This is a genomic window from Yeosuana sp. (assembly GCF_057126245.1).
In genome coordinates this window covers 1-26,074 of sequence record NZ_DBNGMQ010000050.1, presented here as the reverse complement: position 1 = coordinate 26,074, position 26,074 = coordinate 1, and the positions used below count along the sequence as shown (strand labels likewise).

Annotated in this window: 22 protein-coding genes and 1 tRNA gene; 16 read left to right on the top strand and 7 right to left on the bottom strand. The window is 32.8% G+C overall.

Annotation, left to right across the window (positions count from 1 at the left end; genetic code table 11):
* The 5 genes from AC15TD_RS05580 to surE all read right to left on the bottom strand — a co-directional run bounded on the left by AC15TD_RS05580 (position 1) and on the right by surE (position 4,984).
* The gene (locus AC15TD_RS05580; protein ID WP_484451146.1) at positions 1-2,052 is read right to left on the bottom strand and encodes a ComEC/Rec2 family competence protein; all 2,052 of its coding nucleotides are present in this window, start codon (positions 2,050-2,052) and stop codon (positions 1-3) included.
* Between the two features lie 93 nt (positions 2,053-2,145).
* Positions 2,146-2,703 (bottom strand): C40 family peptidase, encoded by a 558-nt coding sequence (locus AC15TD_RS05575; RefSeq protein WP_484451145.1) that lies wholly within the window; start codon positions 2,701-2,703, stop codon positions 2,146-2,148.
* A 7-nt stretch (positions 2,704-2,710) separates the two neighbouring features.
* Positions 2,711-3,826, bottom strand: coding sequence for a lipid-A-disaccharide synthase (gene lpxB, locus AC15TD_RS05570; protein WP_484451144.1), 1,116 nt, complete (start codon positions 3,824-3,826; stop codon positions 2,711-2,713).
* A 104-nt stretch (positions 3,827-3,930) separates the two neighbouring features.
* Complete coding sequence (locus tag AC15TD_RS05565; protein WP_484451143.1) at positions 3,931-4,215, bottom strand: hypothetical protein; 285 nt, start codon at positions 4,213-4,215, stop codon at positions 3,931-3,933.
* Entirely contained in the window at positions 4,208-4,984 is a 777-nt protein-coding gene (gene surE / locus AC15TD_RS05560) for a 5'/3'-nucleotidase SurE (RefSeq protein ID WP_484451142.1), read from the bottom strand. Before surE ends, AC15TD_RS05565 begins: the two co-directional genes overlap by 8 nt.
* A gap of 230 nt (positions 4,985-5,214) precedes the next feature.
* Here surE and AC15TD_RS05555 point away from each other — a divergent pair, with 230 nt between their 5' ends.
* The gene (locus AC15TD_RS05555) at positions 5,215-7,350 is read left to right on the top strand and encodes a carboxy terminal-processing peptidase (protein ID WP_484451141.1); all 2,136 of its coding nucleotides are present in this window, start codon (positions 5,215-5,217) and stop codon (positions 7,348-7,350) included.
* A gap of 152 nt (positions 7,351-7,502) precedes the next feature.
* Here the strand turns inward: AC15TD_RS05555 and yihA are convergent, their stop codons facing one another.
* Together yihA and AC15TD_RS05545 are read right to left on the bottom strand one after the other, a co-directional pair.
* The gene (gene yihA, locus AC15TD_RS05550; protein ID WP_484451140.1) at positions 7,503-8,108 is read right to left on the bottom strand and encodes a ribosome biogenesis GTP-binding protein YihA/YsxC; all 606 of its coding nucleotides are present in this window, start codon (positions 8,106-8,108) and stop codon (positions 7,503-7,505) included.
* Positions 8,109-8,126: 18 nt separating this feature from the next.
* Positions 8,127-8,891, bottom strand: coding sequence for an alpha/beta fold hydrolase (locus AC15TD_RS05545; protein ID WP_484451139.1), 765 nt, complete (start codon positions 8,889-8,891; stop codon positions 8,127-8,129).
* 298 nt (positions 8,892-9,189) lie between these two features.
* On the opposite strand from AC15TD_RS05545, the gene mraZ reads away from it, so the two are divergent.
* The 15 genes from mraZ to AC15TD_RS05470 all read left to right on the top strand — a co-directional run bounded on the left by mraZ (position 9,190) and on the right by AC15TD_RS05470 (position 25,387).
* Complete coding sequence (gene mraZ, locus AC15TD_RS05540) at positions 9,190-9,660, top strand: division/cell wall cluster transcriptional repressor MraZ (RefSeq protein WP_484451138.1); 471 nt, start codon at positions 9,190-9,192, stop codon at positions 9,658-9,660.
* Positions 9,635-10,543 (top strand): 16S rRNA (cytosine(1402)-N(4))-methyltransferase RsmH, encoded by a 909-nt coding sequence (rsmH, locus tag AC15TD_RS05535; RefSeq protein ID WP_484451137.1) that lies wholly within the window; start codon positions 9,635-9,637, stop codon positions 10,541-10,543. The genes mraZ and rsmH overlap by 26 nt, the downstream gene beginning before the upstream one ends.
* Complete coding sequence (locus AC15TD_RS05530) at positions 10,544-10,858, top strand: FtsL-like putative cell division protein (protein WP_484451136.1); 315 nt, start codon at positions 10,544-10,546, stop codon at positions 10,856-10,858. It abuts the gene before it with no gap.
* 65 nt (positions 10,859-10,923) lie between these two features.
* Positions 10,924-12,879: a penicillin-binding protein gene (locus tag AC15TD_RS05525; protein WP_484451135.1), complete on the top strand. Its 1,956-nt coding sequence runs from the start codon at positions 10,924-10,926 to the stop codon at positions 12,877-12,879.
* Positions 12,876-14,339 (top strand): UDP-N-acetylmuramoyl-L-alanyl-D-glutamate--2,6-diaminopimelate ligase, encoded by a 1,464-nt coding sequence (locus AC15TD_RS05520; RefSeq protein WP_484451134.1) that lies wholly within the window; start codon positions 12,876-12,878, stop codon positions 14,337-14,339. Before AC15TD_RS05525 ends, AC15TD_RS05520 begins: the two co-directional genes overlap by 4 nt.
* A gap of 1 nt (position 14,340) precedes the next feature.
* Positions 14,341-15,582, top strand: coding sequence for a phospho-N-acetylmuramoyl-pentapeptide-transferase (mraY, locus tag AC15TD_RS05515; protein WP_484451133.1), 1,242 nt, complete (start codon positions 14,341-14,343; stop codon positions 15,580-15,582).
* Positions 15,583-16,914 (top strand): UDP-N-acetylmuramoyl-L-alanine--D-glutamate ligase, encoded by a 1,332-nt coding sequence (gene murD / locus AC15TD_RS05510; protein WP_484451132.1) that lies wholly within the window; start codon positions 15,583-15,585, stop codon positions 16,912-16,914. It abuts the gene before it with no gap.
* Between the two features lie 19 nt (positions 16,915-16,933).
* Positions 16,934-18,127, top strand: coding sequence for an FtsW/RodA/SpoVE family cell cycle protein (locus AC15TD_RS05505; protein ID WP_484451131.1), 1,194 nt, complete (start codon positions 16,934-16,936; stop codon positions 18,125-18,127).
* Positions 18,128-18,139: 12 nt separating this feature from the next.
* Positions 18,140-19,246, top strand: coding sequence for an undecaprenyldiphospho-muramoylpentapeptide beta-N-acetylglucosaminyltransferase (gene murG / locus AC15TD_RS05500; protein WP_484451130.1), 1,107 nt, complete (start codon positions 18,140-18,142; stop codon positions 19,244-19,246).
* A 1-nt stretch (position 19,247) separates the two neighbouring features.
* Complete coding sequence (gene murC, locus AC15TD_RS05495) at positions 19,248-20,600, top strand: UDP-N-acetylmuramate--L-alanine ligase (protein WP_484451129.1); 1,353 nt, start codon at positions 19,248-19,250, stop codon at positions 20,598-20,600.
* Positions 20,601-20,616: 16 nt separating this feature from the next.
* Positions 20,617-21,309: a cell division protein FtsQ/DivIB gene (locus tag AC15TD_RS05490; RefSeq protein WP_484451128.1), complete on the top strand. Its 693-nt coding sequence runs from the start codon at positions 20,617-20,619 to the stop codon at positions 21,307-21,309.
* A gap of 3 nt (positions 21,310-21,312) precedes the next feature.
* Positions 21,313-22,620, top strand: coding sequence for a cell division protein FtsA (gene ftsA, locus AC15TD_RS05485; RefSeq protein WP_484451127.1), 1,308 nt, complete (start codon positions 21,313-21,315; stop codon positions 22,618-22,620).
* Between the two features lie 77 nt (positions 22,621-22,697).
* Positions 22,698-24,644, top strand: coding sequence for a cell division protein FtsZ (gene ftsZ / locus AC15TD_RS05480; RefSeq protein WP_484451126.1), 1,947 nt, complete (start codon positions 22,698-22,700; stop codon positions 24,642-24,644).
* Between the two features lie 154 nt (positions 24,645-24,798).
* Positions 24,799-25,248 (top strand): GatB/YqeY domain-containing protein, encoded by a 450-nt coding sequence (locus tag AC15TD_RS05475; protein WP_484451125.1) that lies wholly within the window; start codon positions 24,799-24,801, stop codon positions 25,246-25,248.
* 65 nt (positions 25,249-25,313) lie between these two features.
* Positions 25,314-25,387 (top strand) — tRNA-Arg (locus tag AC15TD_RS05470).
* Positions 25,388-26,074 lie beyond the last annotated feature (687 nt).

Genomic DNA, 26,074 nt, shown 5'->3' with positions numbered 1-26,074 from the left:
TCACTTGTTAAAAATATATGCGCCTTGATTACCAGTATAATGAAATGAAACGTTATCTTTTTCGCAGGTTGTTTTCCATCGGTTAGTATAGGATTTGAAATTGCTACCATCCGCAATAATAAGGTTTGGGCGTAAGGAGTCTATTAATCTTGTTAAATTAACTTTTGGAGAATTTCGAAGTAATATAACATCAGGGTGAAGTTTTTTTAAATTATATATTCCTAAACTGTCAACTACTAAAAGTGTTTTGTTTTTAAATTGATATAAATTTCTTAGGGTGTCTTCTTTTAAATCACCTATATGGTTTTTAACCAAATAATCTGGTACAGTTCTATCATCCTTTTTAGCAAAACTATCTAAATTGTGATATAAAATAAGTTGATTAGGTGCAACCTTTCCTATCATGCTAAAACGACTTTTGTGGAATATTAAAAACTTGTTTTTTGGAGGCTCAAATTTATTATATAGAAATGTGCCTTGAAAAATAATTATAGAGATAAGAAAAAACAGTAAACGGCTATAATTTCTTTTAATTAGAACTCTTGTTAATGCAATAATTATAAGGTAAGACCCTAATACATATACTAAGCTAAATGAAATATTTTTTATTAAAAAAATATCCTGATTTGCAACCCATCCTACAACAGTATTCATAACGGTAATACAATTTCCAAAAAGAGTGGCGATAAAATCTGGAAGGAGATCAGTTACAGCTAAAATAATAACTAATATGCCAAGCCCTAAAATTAGACCGAGTACGGGTATGATTATAAGATTTGAGACAAAAAACAACCCTGGAAACTGATTAAAATAGAATATACTTATTGGAAGTATTCCTAGTTGCGCTGAAATAGTAATAGTAAATGTGTGCCAATATTTTTTTAATAACCAGTTTCTTGGTTTCCACAATTTATATAGATATGGGTCTACGCTAACAATACTTAGAACAGCCAAATAACTTAATTGAAAGCCAACGTCAAAAAGAAATAAAGGCTTAAAAAGTAATAATATAAAAATAGAAATAGCTAATGTATTATAGATATTAGCTGGACGCTTTAAATGCATCCCTATAGCTACAATACTAAACATGGTTACCGCTCTGGTTACTGAAGCTGAAAGTCCTGCGATAATGGCAAAACTCCATAAAATTAATACAAGAATAATAGTTTTAATATATAGTCCATATTTAAATGGTTCTATGGGTTTGAGCAAGGTGCTTAGTAATATTAAAATAATACCTATATGCAATCCTGAAATTGCTAAAATATGTACTGCTCCTGCATTGGTGTAACTATTGTAAACATCTTCGCTAAGATCTTGTCTTTGTCCTAAAAGAATCGCATTAATAATGGCTAATTCATCTGGTTTAAAAGGATAAGCTTTGAGTTTTGAATTAATATGTTGTCTTATTTTATAAGCAATTCCAAATATCGTATTTGTACTAGAACTAATTTTTAAGAGTTCCTGTTTTGAAATATATAGTTGATGATATATATCTTGTTTTTTTAAATAAGCTTTGTAATCAAACTGACCAGGATTTAAAGGAGGCTTTATTTCTTGGAAAACACTTTTAGTTAAAAAAACATGATCTACTTTAAAATTGTTAGTAGCGTCTTTCGGAATATTTAAAATCAATTTTCCAGAAACTTTAAGACCATTAGTTTCAAGAACATCAACAATATATTTATCAGAATATTTACTGGGTTTTATAACCTCTCTTATCCTGAAGACAATTTTATTGATAGAGTCATTCTCAATATTAATATTGTTCGTATAATGGGTAGAACGATTTCTTTGATTATGAATATTTACCGCAAAGACACCAATAAAAATGGTTATCGTATACGCTATTAATCCAAACCAAATAGTTTTTATAAACCGGTTTTTCGCAATAAGGTAGTGTATCGTTAGAATAATAAATAAGAAGACTAATGCGTATGTATTAAATTTTAACGAAACATTGAAGAAATAGCCAATAATGATTCCTGCAATGAGGCAAATAGTTAATTTAATAATTGTAAAATTAAAAAGCTTCATGAATGAAATGTCCATTAACAAATTTAAAAATACCCAAAATATTTATAAAGGACATTGCGGGAATCCTTTTAAACATTAAATATCAATAATTGAAAGATAGCAAATATCTTACAACAATCTGCGCGCTTCAATAAAAGAATAATACCAATAACGCTCAGCTAACGAAGAAATAATAACACCAAGACTTGAAGTAGAATGTATAAACTCAATATTTCCGGGAAGGGCAGTCACTATTAAACCAACATGATTAATCGTATTGCGTCTAGAATTTGTTTTAAAAAAAAGCAGGTCCCCTGTTTTAACGCTATCAATAGAAATTTTTTTGCCGTTTTTTGCCATATCTCTAGAGATTCTAGGTAAGGCAACATTATAAGCTCCAAAAGATTTATAAATTAAGCCAGAGCAATCCATTCCTTTTTTTGTAGTACCTCCAAATTTATATTTCACACCTTGAAACTGTTTTGCATAATTAACAATCGCTTCCGTTATAGTATTTCTTTCTGACGTTGAGGTAATTTCAGGAATATTTGTTAATTCTTCATCAGTATTATTTGTAGTTTGTATGATTGCTTTCGAAGAATCTTTTGTACTTGATTTTTTTTGCTTAGAAGATTTACATGAGGTTAAGGCAAGAATAGTAAGAATACAAATTATAAATTGTTTCATAGATCATTTAATCTTTAATGGAATTAAAAATTAATTTAGCTGTTTTTTCACTAGCGCCTTTCCCACCAAGAATTTTTTCTAATTCGTAATAATTCATAAAAAATTTAGTACGCTGATAAGGATCTAAAATAACATCAAGTTCTCTTTTTAAATTTTTAGTATTAAAATCATGTTGTATAAGTTCTTTAACAACTTCTTTGTCCATAATAAGATTAACTAGCGAAATAAATTTAAGTGTAATAATGCGTTTTGCAATTTGATATGATATGGCACTACCTTTATAGCATACTACTTGTGGAACCTTAAATAAAGCTGTTTCTAAGGTTGCTGTGCCAGAAGTAACTACGGCAGCCGAAGAGACGCTAAGTAAGTCGTAGGTTTTATTAGCTATAAATTTAATATTTACTGCGTTTATAAATGGTTTATAAAATTCATAATCTTGACTTGGTGCTCCGGCAATTACAAATTGATAATCTGGATACGAATCTACTAAACTTAACATGACAGAGAGCATATTTTTTATTTCCTGTTTTCTGCTCCCAGGTAACAATGCTATGATGGGTTTTCTGTTTAATTCATATTCTGCTCTGAACTCAAATTCATCAACTTGAGTTCTATCTGCAATGGCATCAATCAATGGATGTCCCACAAAGGTCACGTCGTTGTAATCGTACTTCTTATAAAAGGGTTTAACGAAAGGCAATATTACATACATGGCATCAATGTCTCGCTTTATGGCTTTTACTCTACGAGCTCTTGAGGCCCATACTTGAGGAGAAATGTAGTAATTAGTTCTAAAACCCGCTTGTTTTGCCCATTTTGCAATGCGTAAGTTAAATCCGGAATTATCAATAAAAATAATGACATCTGGGTTGAATTGGGCAATATCTTTTTTGCAAAAAGAAATGTCTTTAAATATGGTAGATAGGTTTTGAATTACTTCAGCAAAACCCATAAAAGCGCGTTCTTTGTAATGCTTTACTAAGGTCCCTCCAACTTCTTGCATAAGGTCCCCACCCCAAAACCTAAAATCCGCATTAACATCTTCTTTTAGTAATGCTTTCATAAGGTTTGAACCATGTAAGTCACCTGAGGCTTCTCCCGCTATGATATAATAATTCATCTGTTTGTATTTATTGTTTTAGAGGTCAGATGCGATACCCAAATAACCATTCTGGGCTGGATTGAAAGTTTTGTTAATGGGTATTTCATTTAAAGAATAATAACTTATAATACTTTAAAAACAAATGTTAAAACCGCTACAAATACAGTAATTAATAAGACACCTCGAGCTCTGTAATCTTGCTTTTTCTTTATAAAAATAAAGAAAGTGACTAAATTTAAAATGGCACCTAAGCTAATTAGTTTTCCTAAAAAGCCTTCGGCAGATGCCGCTTTAATCACCGTAAAGAAATCATCACCATTTCCTAAAATGGTAGCAGCCAAAAATAGCCCTATGGCGTTTGCTATTAAGCCAACAAATAATCCTATAATTACATCTTTTTTAATCATTTAAATCCCAAGTGTTTAAATTTTGAATATAATGATGAGCTGTTAAATCAAACTGTACCGGAACCACAGAAACATATCCATTTTCAAGTGCCCATTCGTCGGTATCTTCTCCTTTATCTAAATTAACAAATTTTCCGGTAAGCCAATAATAATCTCTACCTTGAGGACTCTTTCTTTTATCAAACTCTTCAACCCAATTGGCTTTAGCTTGCCTGCATATTTTAATACCTTTAATGTCTTTTTCTTTAATATCTGGAATATTAACATTGAGAACAATACCATTAGGTAATCCATATTTTAAAACATTTTCGGTAATTGTCTTAACATAAGTTTTAGTTGCACTAAAATCTGCATTCCACTTATAATTAAGTAATGAAAATCCAATAGCTGGAATGCCTTCTATACCCGCTTCAATGGCAGCACTCATAGTGCCTGAATAAATAACATTAATAGACGAGTTAGAACCGTGATTAATTCCAGAAACACAAAGGTCTGGTTTTCTGTCAAGTACTTCTCTTATTCCAATTTTTACACAATCTGCAGGTGTTCCAGAACAGCTATATTCAATTTGTTTATCACTATCTATAACGACTTTTTCAACATACAATGTATAATCAATAGTTATCGCATGACCCATGGCGCTTTGCGGACTATCGGGTGCTACAACGACAACATCACCAATAGTATTTAAAACTTCAATTAGAGTTCTAATTCCAGGGGCATTAATTCCATCATCATTTGTAACTAAAATAAGCGGCTTTTTCTTCATGGCTTGTCATGTAAAAACAGCGCAAAAATACATAAATTACTCTGCAATTGCTCAAATTGTTTGGTTTAACAAAAAATTAGTATCATTATAACTTTATTGGCATGGTTTTTTCTTTATTTTAGTCAAAATAAACGTTTTCTCTTTTTATGAGTTATTATGTGATTGATGTTTTTTATTAATAACAAGTAAGTTAAAGAGTTATAAATTTGAAAATAAAAATGAAAAATATTATGAAAAGGAACTATAAAGTATTGTTATTGCTATTGTTGTTAGCTTTTGCATCTTGTAGTTTTACTACCAAAACTTTTGCCGATCCAGATAAAGATAAATTGTTAATACAAGTCATAACCTACGTGTTGCAATCTGGTCATTTCGATCCAATAGAGATAAATGATGATTTTTCAAAAGAACTTTTTAAGGATTATGTTGAAAATCTTGATCCCGTAAAACGTTATTTTTATGAATCTGATATTAATGATTTTAAAAGGTTTGAAACCAATATTGATGATCAATTAAAGATATATGATATTACGTTTTTTAATGTAACGCATCAACGTATTCTAAAGCGTATTGAAGAAGCAAAAGAAATTTATAAGGAAGTATTGTCGCAACCTTTTGATTATTCAAAAGATGAAGTCTTTGATTTAGATTATGATAACGTTGGTTTTGTGAAAAATAAAAAGGAAATGATCGATCGTTGGAGAATGCAACTTAAATATTCAACCATTTCTAATTATGATGATATTCGTGTTCAAGAAAAAATGGCAAAAGAAAAAGATTCCTCCTATATCATGAAGTCTGAAGAAGAAATAGAAAAAGAAGCGAGAGAGGCTACATTAAAATCTATCGATATTTACTTTAATGATACTATTGATGACCAAAAACGAGAAGATTGGTTTGAGATTTATGTGAATACCATTGTTGGAGAATTTGATCCGCACACGTATTATCTAGGAGCAAGAAGTAAAGATTTATTTGATACTAGGATGTCTGGTAAATTAGAAGGAATAGGGGCGCAGTTGCAAAAACGAATGGATTACGTTAAAATTGTTAAATTAATTTCCGGTGGTCCTGCCTGGCGTAGTAATGAGTTAGAAGTTGAAGATGTTATTTTAAAAGTAAAACAAGAAGATGAAGAGATACCATTAAGTATTGTGGGTATGCCTTTAAGTGATGCTATTACTTACATAAAAGGACCAAAAGGCACTAAAGTTACACTTACTATTAAAAAAATTGATGGTACTATTAAAGATGTTACGCTTACAAGAGACATTATTCAATTAGACGAGACCTATGCAAAGGCTTCTCTGGTTGAAAAGGATAATGTCAAGTTTGGAGTGATAGACTTGCCGAGTTTTTATTTAGATTTTAATAATTATAAAAAATTAAATGCGGCAATAGATGTAAAGAGAGAAATTGAGCAACTGAAAAAAGAAGGTATGCAAGGCTTAGTTTTAGATTTACGTAATAATGGTGGTGGATCGTTACCTGCAGTAGTTGATATGGCTGGATTATTTATTGAAGACGGACCCGTCGTTCAGGTACGCTCAACAGGCGAACCAAAACGAATATTAGAAGATCGAGATAAATCCATAGTTTGGGATGGGCCTTTAGTAATATTAGTAAATGAATTATCTGCTTCAGCTTCAGAAATTATGTCGGCAGCTATGCAAGATTACAAACGAGCTATTATTATTGGCAGTAAACAAACATATGGAAAGGGTACGGTTCAAAATGTATTAAATTTAAATAGTTGGGTGCGTAATAATACCAGTGGCGATTTAGGTGCTTTGGCTTTAACAACCCAAAAGTACTATCGTATAAATGGTGGTTCGGTTCAGTTAGAAGGTGTTAAAAGTGATGTTGTGGTTCCTGGTAAGTTTAGCTACATTGATGTTGGAGAAAAGGACAAAGAAAATCCGTTACCTTGGGATGAGATTGATGCTGCAAAATATACACTCTGGAATCGTTATTTTGATTATGACGAAACAATACAAAACAGCAATAATCGGATGAAAAACAATCCTCAGTTAAAACTTATTGAGGAGAACGCTCAATGGTTAAAGAATAAGATTGACGATACGGAGCTTCCACTTAATTATGAAAAGTATAAAGCTAAATTAGCTCAGGATGAAGAAGAAGGTGATCGTTTTGAAGAATTAAATAATTACAAAACAAACCTGACTTTTGAATCGACTAATTATGAAAAAAGTCTTTTTACTAAGGACACAACCGATTTAAAAGAAAAACGTGATCGTTGGCATAAAAGCTTAAGTCAAGACGTGTATATTGAAGAAGCGATTAATGTGCTTCAAGATTTAAAAACGTCATTCAATATTAAGAAGGTAGCGACTGTAAAAAAATAATTATGTATTAAAAAAGTAGAAGAAATTAACGCAATTATTCAATGAACTCAACTGGTTTGATTTCAGAATATTGTATCATTTTTTATCGTGCTGTGTGTTTTCGATTTGCTAAGTTAAATTCAAGAATTTAATGTATCTGCTAAAGCGCGTATTTAGTCTGTTATAAAACTATCATTGAGCTGTTCAATATAATTTAAAACATCATCCTTACCAAGGTCTTTTGAAGAAGAAGTTATAAAATAATTAGGCATCTCTTCCCAGGTTTCCAGTAAAATAGATTTGTATGTATCAATATGGTTATCAATGGCCTTTGGTTTTAGTTTATCTGCTTTTGTAAATATAATTGAGAAAGGAATGCTGTTTTCTCCCAGCCATTGCATAAATTCTAAATCAATGGGTTGGGGTTCGTGGCGTATATCAACCAAAACAAATGCTGAAACCAATTGTTCCCTTAAACTGAAATATTGGGTGATAAATTTTTGAAATACTTTTTTCGCACTCTTAGAAACCTTAGCGTACCCATAACCAGGCAAATCGACTAAAAACCAGTTTTTATTAATTAAAAAATGGTTAATAAGTTGTGTTTTTCCAGGCCTTCCAGATGTTTTAGCCAAACTTTTTTTGCCGGTAAGCATATTGATCAGTGACGACTTACCAACATTACTTCTGCCAATAAACGCATATTCTGGCAATCTGTTTTTTGGGCATTTTGCCACATCAGAATTGCTCATTACAAATTCAGCAGATTTAACTAACATACAAATTGATTTGAAATTTTAAAAATTTCTTTTAGTTAACCAAGATTCAAGAATTTCATTAAATTCTTCTGGGTGTTCCATCATAGCAGCATGCCCGCATTTATCTATCCAGAATAAATCAGAATCTGGTAATAAACTATTAAATTCTACTGCAACTTCTGGAGGTGTGACTGTATCATTTTTACCCCAAATGATACATGTTGGTGTTTTCATTTTTGGCAAATCATGCGCCATGTTATGTCTAATAGCACTTTTTGCAATGGCTAAGGTCTTAATGAGCTTATTCCTATCATTTACGGTTTCATAAACTTCATCAACTATTTCTTTAGTCGCCACTTCAGGGTCATAAAAAACGTCTTGTGATTTCTTTTTAATAACTTCATAATCACTGCGTTTTGTATAGCCGCCTCCCATAGCGCTTTCATATAAACCAGAACTTCCAGTAATTACTAGCGCTTTTACTTTTTTAGGATATAATTTTGTATGATATAAGCCTATATGACCTCCAAGTGAATTTCCTAATAAAATAACATCATCGTTGAATCCTTTAAATTCTATAAAATCGTGTAAGTATTTAGCAAAACTTTTAACGTTAGTTTTAAGTAAAGACATGGAATAAATTGGTAATTCTGGAATGATAATTTTATAACCCTTGTGACTAAAATGTTTAGTAACAGAATCAAAATTACTTAAACCACCCATAAGACCATGAAGAATTATTATTGGTGTGCCTTCTCCAACTTCAATATAACTGTAATTTTTTTCTTTTTTTAAAAGATGCATATTTAACTAGTCTAACAGTTGTGTTGAAAACAAATATAGTTATTTCATTGATATTTTAACTATTAAATTCCTCTTCTAAGGCAAATATTGAGTTAAGAGATGTTAACATTTTAAAAGCTTTCGATTGAAAGTTTATAAACTCTTGAAAACAAGTATTTAAGCACGTCTTTCAAAAAAAAGGATGGTTGCGACATACCATTAATCGAAAAATTATCAACAAAGTGGTATATTGTGGTAAAAAGTGGTAAAATTTTCAATATATTTGAATATTAAAGAAAAAATCTAGAAATAGCCGCTTTTGAATTCATTAATAGGAACATACGAATGTAAGGTTGATGCTAAAGGAAGACTTATGTTGCCTTCAGCATTAAAAAAACAGTTAAGCCCTGTTCTTCAAAATGGGTTCGTGTTAAAACGTGCTGTTTTTCAGTCGTGTTTAGAGTTGTATCCTATGTCTGAGTGGGAAATTTTAATGCAAAAGGTTAACAAATTAAATAAATTCAAAAAGAAGAATAATGATTTTATTCGTCGTTTTACAGCAGGTGTAAAAGTAGTTGAAATAGATTCAAATGGCCGCTTGTTAATACCAAAAGATTTAACTGTTTTTGCAGATATTTCAAAAAATATTGTAGTGTCTTCTGCTATAAATATTATAGAAATCTGGGATAAAGACAAGTATGAAAAGGCTATTGATGATGCTACTGGAGATTTTGCAGATCTAGCTGAAGAAGTTATGGGACAAGATGATGATGACTATGGAGTATCATAACCCTGTATTGCTAAGAGAAACCGTAGAAGGTTTAAATATCAAAGAAAACGGGATTTATGTTGATGTCACTTTTGGAGGTGGTGGACATAGTAAAGAAATATTGAAACAGCTTGGAGAAAACGGAAAGTTGTTTGCTTTTGATCAAGATCAAGATGCTCTTGTAAATACAATAGACGACGATAGGTTTGTTTTAATTAATGAAAATTTCAGGTTTGTTAAACGATTTTTGAGATTTTATGGTATTAAAAAAGTAGATGGGATTTTAGCTGATTTTGGCGTGTCATCGCATCAATTTGATATTGCAGAACGTGGTTTTTCTACGCGTTTTGAGGCCGATTTAGATATGAGAATGAATCAAAAAAATCAATTGTCTGCCTATCATGTTGTTAATGAATATGATGAAGAGCAATTAAGAAACGTTTTTTATCAATATGGTGAATTAAGAGCAGCTTCTGCAATGGCTAAAGTGATTGTTGAACAAAGAAAAGAACAGGTTATTAAAACTAGTGAGCAGTTAAAATTAATATTGAAAAAGTTTTTACCGCCAAGACATGAGAATAAAGTGTTGGCTCAAATTTATCAAGCCATTAGAATTGAGGTTAATCAGGAAATTGAAGCATTAAAAGAGTTTTTAGAGCAAACACCTGAACTTTTAAATCAAGGAGGAAGATTAAGTGTTATTTCATATCACTCATTAGAAGATAGATTGGTTAAGCGTTTTATAAGAAATGGATTATTTGAAGGTGAACCAGAGCGAGACGTTTTTGGGAATTTTGAAGTGCCATTAAAAAAAGTAAATGGACTAATAGTTCCATCAAAAGAAGAGATAAAAGCAAATAGCAGGGCGAGAAGTGCTAAACTCAGAATAGCTGAAAAGATATAAATGAAAAAAAGTATTTATAGCATTTTAAAAGGAACTTTTTTAGTAAGTGATGACTCTTTTAAAAACTGGAGACTCATCATTTTCATATCATGCTTGGCTATCGTTATGATTGCAAGTTCTCATAGTGCAGATAAGAAGGTATATGAAATTGCACGATTGAAAAATGAAGTGAATGAAATGAGGTCAGAGTTTATAGATAGTCGCTCAAAACTTATGAGACTTAAAATGGAATCAGAGGTTATAAAAGTAATGAGTAAAAAAGGAATAGCCCCCTCTGTAATTCCTCCAAAAAAAATAAAAGTTAAAACACAGTAATAAAAAGGACCTTGGCAGTTAACGAGAAAAACATATTAAACCGATTGTATTTTATAGCTGCATGTATGTTCATATTCTGCTTAGCAGTGGTGTTTAAACTGTCTACTATTCAATTTGCACAAGGGGATAAGTATAGAGCTTTAGCAGAAGAACGTATTATAAAAGATGTAGCCATTCCTGCGAATAGGGGGAATGTGTATTCCGCTAATGGGAATTTGTTGGCAACGTCTATTCCAAAATATGATATAAGAATAGATGCGTTAACGCCTTCTAACAAAACATTCGAAAAATATTTAAAACCATTATCTGATTCGTTATCAAAATTTTATGGTAAACCGTCCAGTTATTTTCAAAATAAAATAAGAAAAGCGAGAGCTAATAGGAATCGCTATTTTCTTTTAGCAAGAAATATAGGGTACTCAGATTATATTAAAATGAGGAGTTTTCCAATGCTGAAACTTGGAGCGTTTAAAGGCGGATTAATTGTTGAGCAAAGAACAAAGCGGGAGCATCCAATGGGTGGTATTGCACAGCGTTCTATAGGCTATGAAAGGTTTGATGATCAAGGTAATGTAACAAGAGCAGGTATTGATGGTGCTTATGGCGTAAAATATTTGCGAGGTAAAGATGGTAAGAGAGCTAAACAACAAATAGGTAAAGGACAATGGAAACCCATTGTAGATTATAATCAAATTGACCCTCAAGACGGATATGATGTGTATACCACTATAGATGTGAACATACAAGATATAGCACATCATGCATTGTTGGAACAGTTAGAAAAATATAAAGCAGATCACGGTTGTGTGGTTGTTATGGAAACCAAGACAGGAGAAGTAAAAGCCATATCAAATCTTGGAAGAAATAAAGAAGGATATTATTACGAAAGACTTAATTACGCTGTAGGCGAAAGTCATGAGTCTGGTTCTACATTTAAATTGATGGCTGTTACAGCAGCATTAGAAGATAAAGTGATTGATACCAGTGATGTTGTAGATACAGAAAAAGGAGTCGTGTCATTCTACGGAAAAAAAGTGAGAGATTCTCATCGAGGTGGTTACGGTAAAATTTCAATTTCAGAAGCGTTTGAGGTGTCTTCAAATACAGGTATTGTAAAAGCTATTGATGGCGCTTATTCTAAAAACCCAGAGAAGTTTGTAGATAGGCTTTATGCCATGAATCTTAATAATGATTTGGATCTTCCCATTATTGGGGAGCCTAAACCTATTATCCCAGATCCCAGAATTAAAAACGGTCGATGGAGTGGTATCGCTTTACAATGGATGGCTTTTGGTTATGGAGTTCAGTTTACACCGCTTCAAACCCTTACTTTTTATAATGCTATTGCCAATGATGGTGAAATGTTAAAACCTCAGTTTTTAAAAGAAGTTAGAGAATTTGACAACGTCATAGTGCCATTTAAAAAAGAGGTTTTAAACAAACAGATATGTTCTAAGGAAACCATTTTAAAAGTAAAACAATTACTTAAAAATGTGGTTGAAAAGGAACATGGTACAGGTCATAAGCTGTATTCAGAAAACTTTTCAATGGCAGGAAAAACAGGGACTTGTCAAAAGGATTACAGGGATAAAGAAAAACTTAATTATATCTCGTCGTTTGCCGGATATTTTCCTGCCGATAACCCAAAATATTCATGCATTGTTGTTATTCACGAACCTGAAAAAGGTATTGGGTATTATGGAGCAGACGTATCGGGTCCTGTATTTAAAAAAATAGCACAAAAGATTTTTACAGATACACCTATTATTGACGAAATAGAATCTTTAAAGGTTAATTACGCATCTGCAGAAAAGGAATTTGAAGAGTTTTATAATACGGCGCAAACCTATAAAACTATTATGCCAAGTGTTGTGGGATTACCAACTATGGATGCTGTCGTCCTTTTAGAAAATATGGGTTTAAAGGTTAAGATGACAGGTGTTGGCATTGTTAAAGGACAATCTATTGAAAAAGGCAAAAAAATAAATAAAAATCAAACAGTTGTACTAGATATTTCGTGATAGCTTTAAAAGACATATTGTATAAGGTTACTATAAATGCCGTGGTAGGAAGCACGTTTGTAGATATTAATGCGATTCATTTTGATTCAAGACATGTGAGTGCAAATGATGTGTTTGTTGCTATTAAGGGAACGATGACTGATGGTCATAATTTTATAGAAAAAGCTATTGAAAAAGGGGTTTTAGCTATCGTTTGTGAAAAGCTTCCTCAAGATTTCCATAATGATGTTACTTATATAGAAGTTGAAAATGCATCTCATGCATTGGCTCATATGGCTTCAAATTATTATAAGGTTCCTTCGGAAAATTTAAAACTTGTGGGTGTAACAGGAACGAATGGTAAGACAACCGTTGCAACATTGCTGTATCAACTATTTAAAAAAGCTGGATATAAAGTTGGACTGCTTTCAACAGTAAAAATATTAGTTGATACTAAGGAATATAAAGCGACGCATACCACGCCAGATTCTTTAACTATTAACAAGTATTTAAAAGAAATGAATGATGAAGGGGTAGAGTTTTGTTTTATGGAAGTGAGCTCACACGGAATTCATCAATTTAGAACGGAGGGGTTACAGTTTGCAGGTGGAATTTTCACTAATTTAAGTCATGATCATTTAGATTATCACAAGACATTTGCAGAATACAGAGATGTTAAAAAATCTTTTTTTGATAATCTTCCTTCAACTGCTTTTGCATTGGTAAATATTGATGATAAGAACGGTTTAGTAATGCTTCAAAATACGCAAGCCAGAAAATACACGTATGCTTTAAAAACCTATGCAGAATACAGGGCTCAAATATTAGAGAATGAATTTGGTGGGTTGCTATTAAAAATAAATGATAGTGAGGTATGGACAAAACTTATAGGAAGTTTTAATGCCTATAATATGCTTGCTATTTATGGTACTGCAGATTTACTAGGGCTTGATAAAACTGAAACGCTTCAATTAATAAGTAGTTTAGAAAGTGTAAGTGGTCGTTTTCAATATTTGATTTCAGAGGAAAAAATTACCGCTATTGTTGATTATGCGCATACACCAGATGCCCTTAAAAATGTGTTAGAGACTATTAATAGTATTCGAACCAAAAATGAAGAATTAATTACAGTTGTTGGTTGTGGTGGTGATCGAGATAGAACAAAGAGACCTTCAATGGGAAATATAGCTTCTGCATTAAGTACAAAGGTGATTATTACAAGTGACAATCCAAGAAGTGAAGAACCAGAATCAATAATTGAAGAAATAGAAAAAGGGGTTGAGCCTCAAAATGTGAAAAAAGTAGTTTCTATAGTTGATAGAAAACAGGCTATTAAAACGGCATGTCAATTGGCGCGACCAAATGATATCATTTTGATAGCAGGAAAAGGTCATGAGACCTATCAAGAAATTAAAGGAGAACGTTTTGATTTTGATGATTATAAAATAGTACAAGAATTTTTAAAACAGTTACAAAAATAATATGCTGTATTACCTATTTGAATATTTAGAAAAGCAATTTCAATTACCTGGCGCATCGCTATTTGGGTTTTTAACCTTTAGAGCTGCTTTGGCTATGATATTATCATTGCTTATTTCTACCATTTATGGAAAACGCATTATCCGTTTTTTACAAAGGTTACAAGTTGGTGAAACCATACGTGATCTTGGTCTTGATGGTCAGCGGGAAAAAGCAGGTACACCAACCATGGGTGGATTCATCATTATTTTAGGAACATTAATCCCCGTTGTATTACTAGCTAAATTAGAAAATGTTTATATCATCTTACTTATCGTTACTACCGTTTGGATGGGAACCATTGGGTTTATTGATGATTATATTAAAAAATTCAAAAAAGATAAGGATGGTTTAAAAGGGCGATTTAAGGTGCTTGGTCAAATTGGCTTAGGAATTATTGTCGGTACTACGCTCTTTTTTCATAAAGATGTAACCATAAAGGAAAAGTTACCTATTCAAGTACAGCAGGAAATGCTAGCCGCAGATGCCAATGTATCACCAACAAAACTTTTTAAAAATGAGGAAAAGTCAACTAAGACAACCATTCCCTTTGTAAAAGGAAATGAATTTGAATACTCAGACCTCATTACATGGATAAGCCCAGGTTTAGATAAGTATGCCTGGATAATTTTTATACTCGCTACCATATTTATAATTACGGCCGTTTCAAACGGGGCAAACCTAACCGACGGTATAGATGGTTTGGCTGCAGGAACCTCGGCTATCATCGTTCTTACTTTAGGAATCTTCGCATGGGTTTCTGGTAATATCATTTTTTCAGATTACTTGAATATCATGTATATCCCAAGAGTAGAAGAAATTACCATTTACATCGCTGCTTTTGTTGGAGCGCTTGTTGGGTTTCTTTGGTACAATGCATACCCGGCTCAGGTTTTTATGGGTGATACAGGAAGCTTAACCATTGGAGGGGTTATCGCGGTTATTGCAATAGCCGTTAGAAAAGAATGGCTTATTCCTGTGTTGTGTGGCATATTCTTAGCAGAAAATTTGTCGGTAGTTATGCAGGTGAGTTATTTCAAATACACTAAGAAAAAATATGGTGAAGGAAGACGCATTTTTAAAATGTCACCATTACATCATCACTACCAAAAATCAGGATATCATGAAAGTAAAATAGTCACTCGTTTTTGGATTGTAGGCATTTTGCTAGCCATCATATCTATCGTGACCTTGAAAATTAGATAGATGAAACGATTGGTGATTCTAGGTGGAGGAGAAAGTGGTGTAGGTACAGCGCTTTTAGGAAAGGCAAAAGGCTATAACGTTTTTGTTTCAGACAAAGGAGCAATTAAAGAAAAATATAAACACGTTCTTATACATAATGAGATTGAATGGGAAGAAGGGAATCATACAGAATTAAAAATTCTGAATGCAGACCTTGTTATGAAAAGTCCCGGAATACCTGATAAAGTTCCGTTGGTAAAAAAGCTAAGAGAGAACGGGGTTTTAGTGGTTTCTGAAATTGAATTTGCAGCAAAATATACGAATGCAACTATTGTAGGAATCACAGGTAGCAATGGTAAAACAACCACGGCAACATTAACACATCATATTTTAAAACAGGAATTAAATGTGGGATTGGCTGGGAATATTGGCGATAGTTTTGCAAAGCAGATTCTTGAAAAGGATTATAAAAACTATGTGTTAGAAATCAGCAGTTTTCAGTTAGACGACATTGTCGATTTCAAACCGCACATTGCGATAATTACTAATATAACACCAGATCATTTAGATCGATATGATTATAAGTTCGAAAACTATATCGCTTCAAAATTCAGAATCGCAGAGAATCAAACAAAAGACGATTATTTGATTTATGATGCAGATGATGATGTGATTTTAGAGTGGTTAAAAAATAACAAAGTTCAATCAACATTATTGCCATTTTCACTAACAAAAACTATTGAAAACGGCGCGTATTTAAAAAACAATAACATAACAATAACAATTGATAACAACCAAATAATTATGCCAACATCAAATCTAGCTTTAGAAGGAAAACACAATATTAAAAATGCTATGGCTGCTTCAACAGTAGCTCATTTATTAAAAATCAGAAAGCAAACCATAAGAGAAAGTCTAGAGAATTTTCAAGGTGTTGAGCATCGATTAGAGCATGTGTTAAAGATTAATAAAGTGCAATATATTAATGATTCAAAAGCAACCAATGTTAATGCAACCTATTATGCTTTAGAGAGTATGGATGCGCCTACGGTTTGGATTGTTGGCGGACAAGATAAGGGCAATAATTACGAAGAGTTATTCCCTTTTGTAAACGAAAAAGTAAAGGCTATTATTTGTTTGGGTGTTGATAATGAAAAGCTTATGAATACGTTTGGTAATATGGTGGATATTATTGTTGAAACTCAATTTATGTCTGAAGCTGTTAAGATTGCATATAAAATTGCTGAATCTGGAGACTCCGTATTGTTATCGCCAGCTTGCGCCAGTTTTGATCTGTTTGAAAACTATGAAGATAGAGGACGTCAATTTAAAGCATCTGTAAGAAACCTATAAAATTAATAGAGGCATAAAAATGCAAACACTATTTAAAAACATAAAAGGAGATCGATTAATTTGGGCAATCGTCGCATTGTTAGCCATTTTTTCGTTTTTACCTGTTTATAGTGCTGCAAGTAATTTAGCCTATACTGGCGGAAACGGAAATACGTTTTCATTTTTTGTAAAACATTTTATGCATTTGTTTTTAGGGTTTTCAATTATGTATGGGGTTCATAAAATCCCATATAGATATTTTAGAGGATTATCAATAATAATGATTCCTATAGTTTTGGTATTGTTAGCAGTAACCATGTTTCAAGGTGTGACTATAGATGGTGCTAATGCCAGTAGGTGGATTCAAATTCCTATAGTTGGCATGTCATTTCAAACATCAACGTTAGCATCCGTGGTTTTAATGGTTTATGTAGCGAGATACTTGTCAAAAATGCAAGATAATGATATAACATTTAAGGCTTCGATCTTGCCCCTGTGGTTACCTGTTTTTTTAATATTGGTTTTAATCCTGCCAGCTAACTTTTCAACCGCAGCCATTATGTTTGTAATGGTTGTTGTGTTGGTGTTCTTGGGAGGTTATCCAATACGTTACTTACTTGTAATTATAGGCTCTGGTTTGCTTGCTTTAACCCTGTTTGTTTTAGTTGCAAAAGCATTTCCCGATGTTATGCCAAATAGAGTAGATACCTGGATGAGCCGATTAGAAAGTTTTACTAATGGCGAAGACTCAGAAGCCGATTACCAAATAGAAAAAGCAAAGATAGCGATTGCCTCTGGAGGTATTCAGGGTGTTGGACCAGGAAAGAGTATACAGAAGAATTTTTTACCACAGTCATCATCCGATTTTATTTTTGCCATTATCATTGAAGAATATGGATTGATTGGCGGATTTTCAATCATTATTCTGTACATGTGGTTATTATTTAGAGTTATAATCGTAGCTCAAAAAGCAGATACAATTTTCGGCAAGTTGTTAGTGCTTGGTGTTGGACTTCCCATAATATTTCAAGCTATGATAAATATGGGAGTTGCTGTTGAGTTATTTCCAGTAACTGGACAAACGCTACCGCTTATTAGTAGCGGAGGGACATCCATTTGGATGACCTGTTTAGCCATCGGAATTATATTAAGTGTCAGTTCAAAAAGAGAAGAAATAAAAGAATTTGAAAATAGTGAGGACAACCCATTAGAAATTTTATCAGAAACAATTTAACATTGTAAACGAGTGTCAGAAAAACAAAAAGCATATAAAATTATTCTTTCAGGAGGCGGAACAGGTGGACATATCTATCCTGCCATTGCTATTGCAAATAGTTTGAAAGAACAGTTTCCAGATGCTGAGTTTTTATTTGTGGGCGCTAAAGATAGAATGGAAATGGAAAAGGTGCCACAAGCTGGTTATAATATTAAAGGACTTTGGATTACAGGTATTCAACGAAAACTCACACTAAAAAATGCGATGTTTCCTTTTAAACTTATAAGTAGTTTATGGAATGCAAGAAAAATTATAAAATCATTTAAGCCAGATGTCGCTATTGGTACTGGTGGATTTGCAAGTGGACCATTATTATATGTAGCGGCTTCAAATCATATTCCTTGTTTAATACAAGAGCAAAATTCATATCCGGGAATTACCAATAAATTATTATCTAAAAAGGTTCAAAAAATTTGTGTAGCCTATGATAATTTAGAACGGTTTTTCCCAAAAGAAAAAATAATAAAAACCGGTAATCCTGTTCGTCAAGATTTGCTAAATATAGATAGTAAAACTGTTGAAGCTAAAGATTTTTTCAATTTAAAACACGGAAAATATACCTTATTGGTTTTAGGAGGAAGTTTAGGAGCCAGAAATATTAATAGTTTAATTGAAACCGAATTAGATTTTCTAGATACGCAGAATGTTCAGATTATTTGGCAATGTGGCAAACTGTATTATTCTCAATATAAAATTTATAGTAATACTAAAGATGTGCAGGTCTATCCATTTTTAAATAATATGGATTTTGCATATGCAGCGGCCGATATTATTATTTCTAGAGCAGGAGCTAGCTCAGTTTCAGAGTTATGTATTGTTGGGAAGCCTGTGATTTTTATTCCATCTCCCAATGTTGCTGAAGATCATCAAACAAAAAATGCCATGGCCATTGTTGAAAAGGATGCCGCTATGATTATTAATGAAGATGTCTTAGATGTTGATTTTGAAAATAAATTTTCACAATTAATTCAATCACCACAAAAGCAAAAGCAATTAGGAGCAAATATTAAGAAATTAGCATTAGTTAATGCTACAAAAGATATAAGAGATGAAGTTATTAAACTTCTAAAAAAATAAAATGAATCTAAATAGCATACATAACGTTTATTTAATAGGTATTGGTGGTATTGGTATGAGTGCCTTAGCCCGATATTTTTATGCAAATAACAAGTATGTTGCTGGTTATGATAAAACGTCTACAGAGTTAACCAATACGTTAGTAGCACAAGGCATTAACGTTTACTTTAATGATTCTATAGAACATATTGACAAACGGTTTTTAAATCCTGATAACACATTGGTGGTTTATACACCAGCGGTTCCTAAAAATCATAGTGAGTTAACCTATTTTAAAGCCAATGGATTTAAAGTTTTAAAACGCTCTGAAGTTCTTGGGATAATTACAGAAAACACATTTTGTCTTGCAGTAGCTGGCACTCATGGTAAAACAACTACAACGAGTATTCTTGGGCATTTATTATTTCAATGTGATGTTCCGTTAACAGCGTTTTTAGGTGGTATTAGTGAAAATTATAATTCAAATATAATTATTAACGGCACCGAAGTTTCGGTTGTAGAAGCAGATGAATTTGATCGTTCGTTTTTAACCTTATCCCCCGATATGGCTTGTATAACATCAATGGATGCCGATCATTTAGATATTTATGGCGATGCCTCACATTTAATACAATCATTTATAGATTTCTCAAAACGCGTAAAACCAACAGGGAAATTATTTGTAAAAAACGGACTTCCATTACAAGGAATAACGTACGGAATTGAAGACGATTCAGATTATTCCGTTCAAAATATAAAAATACAAAATGGTGCTTATGTTTTTGATGTAAAAACACCAAAGACCATACTTGAAAATTTAGTTTTTAACCTGCCTGGTAGACATAATTTGTCGAATGCATTAATAGCTTTGGCGATGGCTGTCGAGTATGGTTGCCCTCACCAGCAGCTCGCCAAAGCATTAGCATTGTATAAAGGTGTTAAACGAAGATTTACATACCATATAAAAACAAATGATTTTGTTTTTATCGATGATTATGCGCATCACCCCGAAGAGATTAATGCGGTGTATCAAGCGGTTACCGAAATGTATCCAGGGAAACGAGTTTTAGCCATTTTTCAACCTCATTTATTCAGTAGAACCAGAGATTTTGGTGATGAGTTTGCGACAAGCTTATCGCAGTTTGATGAAATTATGCTGCTGGATATTTACCCGGCAAGAGAACTGCCTATCGAGGGTATTTCGTCAGCCTGGTTGTTAAATAAAATAAAGAATCCAAATAAACAGCTTATAAGTAAAACAGACCTGTTATCAAAAATACACGCTAGTAAAGCAGAAGTTCTGTTAACTATTGGTGCTGGTGATATTGGAGAAGAAATTAATAACATTAAAAAAGAATTTAGCATTGCGAGTTAATTGGAATTATATAAAAATGATCGTGCTTTTATCCGTCGTGATATTCTTGTTTGCATTTGCTTCCAATAGGAATGCAGTAAGAAAAGTGTCTCGTGTAGAGATTCGATTTAAGGGAGAAAACAATCTTTTTGTCACCCATGAGACTGTTAGTAAATTGTTAATACAAAATCAAAGTAGTGTTAAAAATTTATCCAAAGAAACTTTAGATTTGAATCAACTAGAGAAGTCCCTAAATTCTAATCAAATGATTAAGTCAGCTGAGGTGTATATAACTGTAAATGGAACAGTTAGGGCTGATGTTGAACAAAAAACACCTATAGCAAGAGTTAGCACTCATGAGTCTTATTACATTGATGACGAAGGATTTTTTATGCCTTTGTCAAACAATTTTACGGCAAGAGTGCCTTTGGTAACTGGATTTATAAAAAAGAATTCATTGAAAAATGTTTATACCGTTGCCAAAAAAATTAAAGAAGATGAGTTTTTGACGAAAAATGTTATTGAAATTAGACAAGATGTTGATGAGACATTATATCTAAAACTTCGTCAATGTAATTTCGTTGTAAAATTGGGTAAGGTCAATTTTTTAGATAAAAAAATTAATAATCTTAAAGCATTCTATCAAAAAAACCTACATGATAAAACGCTTAATAATTACAGTAAAGTTAATTTACAATTTGATAATCAAGTAGTGTGTACCAAAACGTAAACAATGGAGCATAATATAGCAGTAGGATTAGACATAGGAACCACAAAGATTGTGGCCATGATTGGTCGTAAAAATCAATACGGAAAAGTTGAGATTTTAGGTATCGGAAAATCTAAAAGCTTAGGTGTTCATCGTGGGGTCGTAAATAACATTACGCAAACCATACAGTCTATACAGCAAGCTGTTCAAGAAGCAGAAGTGGCTTCAGAAACTAAAATTGAAGGGGTAACGGTTGGTATTGCAGGTCAACATATTAGAAGCCTTCAGCATAGTGATTATATTACCAGAGCAAATTCAGATTTGGTTATAGACGAAAGTGATATTGATAAACTCATCAATCAGGTTCATAAGTTAGTGATGCTTCCAGGAGAAGAAATTATCCATGTATTACCGCAAGAATATAAAGTAGATGGGCAAGCCGAAATTAAAGAGCCTATTGGTATGTATGGGGGACGTTTAGAAGCTAATTTTCATGTGGTAGTTGGCCAAGTGTCATCCATTAGAAATATTGGTCGTTGTGTACAAAGTGCTGGTTTAAATTTAGAAGGCATAACGCTTGAACCCTTAGCATCTGCAAATGCCGTATTGAGTCAAGAAGAAAAGGAAGCCGGCGTTGCACTTATTGATATAGGTGGTGGAACCACCGATTTAGCCATTTTCAGAGATGGCATCATTCGGCATACCGCCGTCATTCCTTTTGGAGGAAATGTGATTACAGAAGATATCAAGGAAGGTTGTTCTATCATAGAGAAACAAGCCGAATTATTAAAAATAAAGTTTGGGTCTGCATGGCCAGGAGAAAATAAAGACAATGAAATTGTTTCTATTCCAGGATTACGCGGTAGAGAACCGAAAGAAATTACCTTAAAAAATCTCTCAAAAATAATACATGCTCGCGTTATTGAAATTGTTGAGCAAGTGTATGTGGAAATTAAAAATTACGGGCACGAAGAGCAGAAGAAAAAATTAATAGCAGGTATTGTTTTAACCGGTGGTGGAAGTCAATTAAAGCACTTAAAGCAATTAGTTGAATACATTACAGGCATGGATACCAGAATTGGGTATCCAAACGAACATTTAGCAGGGGATAGCGACGAAGACGTAACGAGTCCGTTATATGCCACCGCTGTAGGTTTAGTGCTTGATGGATTAAAGCGTCAAGACAGAAAACGTGCAGAAGAAATTGAAGAGGCAAAGTTAGAAGATTTAAAGCCTGAAGAACTTTTAGATGAAAAACCATTGAAAGAAAGACGCTCTTTTCTTGATAAATTAACAGAGAGAGTAAAAGATTTTTTAGATAATGCAGAATAGAGAAAGCATCAAAAAAGAATAAAGCCATCCATTGAATAATAAAAGAAATTAGTATTAATACCAGTAAAACAGAATTTATGAGCAGCAAAAAAGAATTCGAAAGTATCGCATTTGATTTACCAAAAAACCAATCAAATGTCATTAAAGTTATTGGTGTTGGAGGTGGTGGCAGTAATGCCATAAATCACATGTTCCAACAAGGCATTAAGGGGGTAGACTTTTATATCTGTAATACAGATGCACAAGCGCTTCAAAATAGTGGTGTACCCAATAAAATACAATTAGGAGTCAATTTAACAGAAGGGTTAGGAGCTGGAGCTAACCCAGATATTGGGGAACAATCTGCCTTAGAAAGTTTTGATGACATTACACAAATGTTAGACTCTAATACTAAAATGGTTTTTATTACTGCAGGAATGGGTGGCGGAACAGGTACGGGTGCTGCACCTATAATTGCTAAAATGGCTAAAGATTTAGACATTTTAACGGTTGGTATTGTTACGATGCCGTTTCAGTTTGAAGGAAAAATGCGTATTGAACAATCTCAAAAAGGGATTGAAAACTTAAGAAGTGTTGTAGATTCTTTAATTGTTATAAATAATAATAAACTTCGTGAGGTTTATGGAAATCTGGGATTTAAAGCTGGTTTTTCAAAAGCAGATGAAGTGTTAGCTACCGCTGCTCGTGGTATTGCAGAAGTTATTACGCACCACTACACACAAAATATCGATTTACGTGATGCTAAAACTGTATTGAGTAATAGCGGAACTGCTATTATGGGTTCTGCTTTAGCGTCAGGACAAAATCGTGCTCAAGATGCCATAAGAAAAGCTTTAGATTCCCCTTTACTTAATGATAATAAAATAACCGGAGCTAAGAATGTCTTGCTGCTTATCGTTTCTGGTTCTCATGAAATTACCATTGATGAAATAGGCGAAATTAACGATCATATTCAAGATGAAGCTGGGCACGGTGCTAATATTATTATGGGTGTTGGAGAAGATGAAGCCTTAGAAGAGTCTATTGCCGTAACCATTATTGCGACAGGGTTTAATGTAGAACAGCAAGATGAGATTTCTAATACTGAAACAAAAAAAGTGATTCATTCTTTAGAAGATCAAGATTTTGCGCCTAGAGATAAAGAACCTGTTATTATAGCGCCTAGTATAGAATTAGAGAAAAAGGAGCTGCCGGTTAAACATGTTTTAGATCTTGAAGATTGTAATGAAGAAAATAATCACGAAAAACAAGCCCTAACTAAGAAATCAGAGACTATATCAAATGAAAATGAATTAATTCCTACTACAGAGCATATAAAAAATATTAGTGTGGACTACGAAGCGCTAAAAGCGAATGTTCAGGATGAGGATGATTTTATTATCAAGCCGGTTACAACTATGATTTCTGAAGTAGAAGAAACAGACGAAGAGCAACAAATTACCTTAACGTTCGATTTGCCAATTTCAAATAATGACGTTGATAAAGAGAATAAGGAAGATGTTATTGAATACAAGCTTGATGACGAAGAATTAAAAGATATTTCTGTAAATGATTATGTTGAATTAGTTACAGTAAATGAGACAAATGAGAATGGCGATGTGCGTTACGCATTAGATGACTATGTTGAAGTAGAATCATCCATGAATAAACAACAAAAGGAAGTTAAGGAAGAAATCATGGAGGGTTTTGACCAAGAAGTTGTTTTTGAAAAGAAAGTTATAGCAACAGAACCTGAAAAACAAGTAGAAGAAGACATAGACCCAATGAACACGCCTATTTCTGAAATGCTTAAAGAACGCGCAGCAGAGCGCAGACGTAAAATGAAGGATTTTAATTATAAATTCAACAACGCTAAGATTGATGATATTGAAAAAGTACCAGCATATAAGCGTCAAGGTGTTGATTTAAATGAAGTAAAGCATTCTTCAGAAACCGATATCTCAAGAACGAGTATTGGTCTTGATGATAATGATGAAGTTCAATTAAGAAACAACAATTCATTTTTACATGATAATGTTGACTAAAAGGAAAACTTTTTAACCTACAAGGTTTTTATTTAACCCCGTTAAGTTCCCTCATCTTTTCGGGGTTTTTCTTTATCAAAAATTTTTAAGTTGGTCAAGGCACAAATCTTATTTTCTTAGTATCTTCGCATTCTATTAATTATTTACAAAGACGATGAGTTTACAAGAAGATATCATGACCGCAATGAAAATTGCTATGAAGGAGAAAAATACCACGGCACTAACAGCGTTAAGAGCTGTAAAGTCGGCTATTTTATTAGCTCGAACAGAAAGTGACGCAGCGGCTGAATTAACTGAAGAGCAAGAGCTTAAGTTACTTCAAAAACAAGTGAAGCAGCGTAAAGATAGTGCTGCCATCTATTTAGAACAAGGGAGAGAAGATTTGGCGGCTCCAGAATTGGCAGAAGCAGACGTAATAAGTCAATTTTTACCAGAGTCACTTAGTGAAGAGGAAATAGAAAAAGTTGTGGTTGAGATCATTCGGAAAATTGGTGCAGACGGCATGAAAGATATGGGTAAAGTTATGGGTGCGGTTAGTAAACAATTAGCAGGAAAAGCTGATGGTAAGACCATTTCAACTTTAGTGAAAGCTAAATTGGCCTAAGCCTAAATGTTTACATAAGGAAGTGGAAGAGAATTTTTAAAGGATACATTGTAAAAATAAATATTGGCTGCGTAGTTCAACTGGATAGAATATCAGATTTCGGCTCTGAGGGTTGGGGGTTCGAATCCCTTCGCGGTCACTGAACGGGACAAATTCTTAATATAAGAATTGTCCCGTTTCTTATTTGTTTCAAAACCCTTATTAATACTGGATATTTTTAAAAGCAATGGGTTGATATCAGCGGTTTGAACTTTTTTATTTTGAAAACTGAATTTATTTGGAAACATCAAACCGGTAAGGAGTCTTTTGTTGTGTATATCACCTTCAATATATTGTTTATCAAAGTTTTGTAAGTTAGACAATCCTTTTTTGTAGGTTTCAAAAATATCTTTCTGTTTATTTTGATTCTCTTCTAAACACTGAAGCTCATCAAGTATATCCTGATACCTTTTTTTAGCTTGTGAATACTCTTTTTTATTTATTTGCCCATCAATGAATAAATCCTGAAGCTTTATAAGCTTATTACTTATAAGAGTCACTTTTTCGTAATGCTTAGGACCCAGTTTAGTAGTTTGGAGCTGCTTTTTTAGTTGGTCTTTAATAATAATCTGTAAAAGTTCAAGAACAGGTTTTTTGAGACTGATGCTCTTTAAAAAAGAAACAAATGCTGTTTCCGCTTCCTCCAAACGATATCTACCCTTGCAAGGACTAATACAATGGTAATACGAGTAATGTTCAGAACGTCCTTTACATACACTGGCAGTAAGAGGTCTGTTGCACTCCGGACAAAGCAAGAATCCCTTTAATGGAAATTTAGGATTAATTC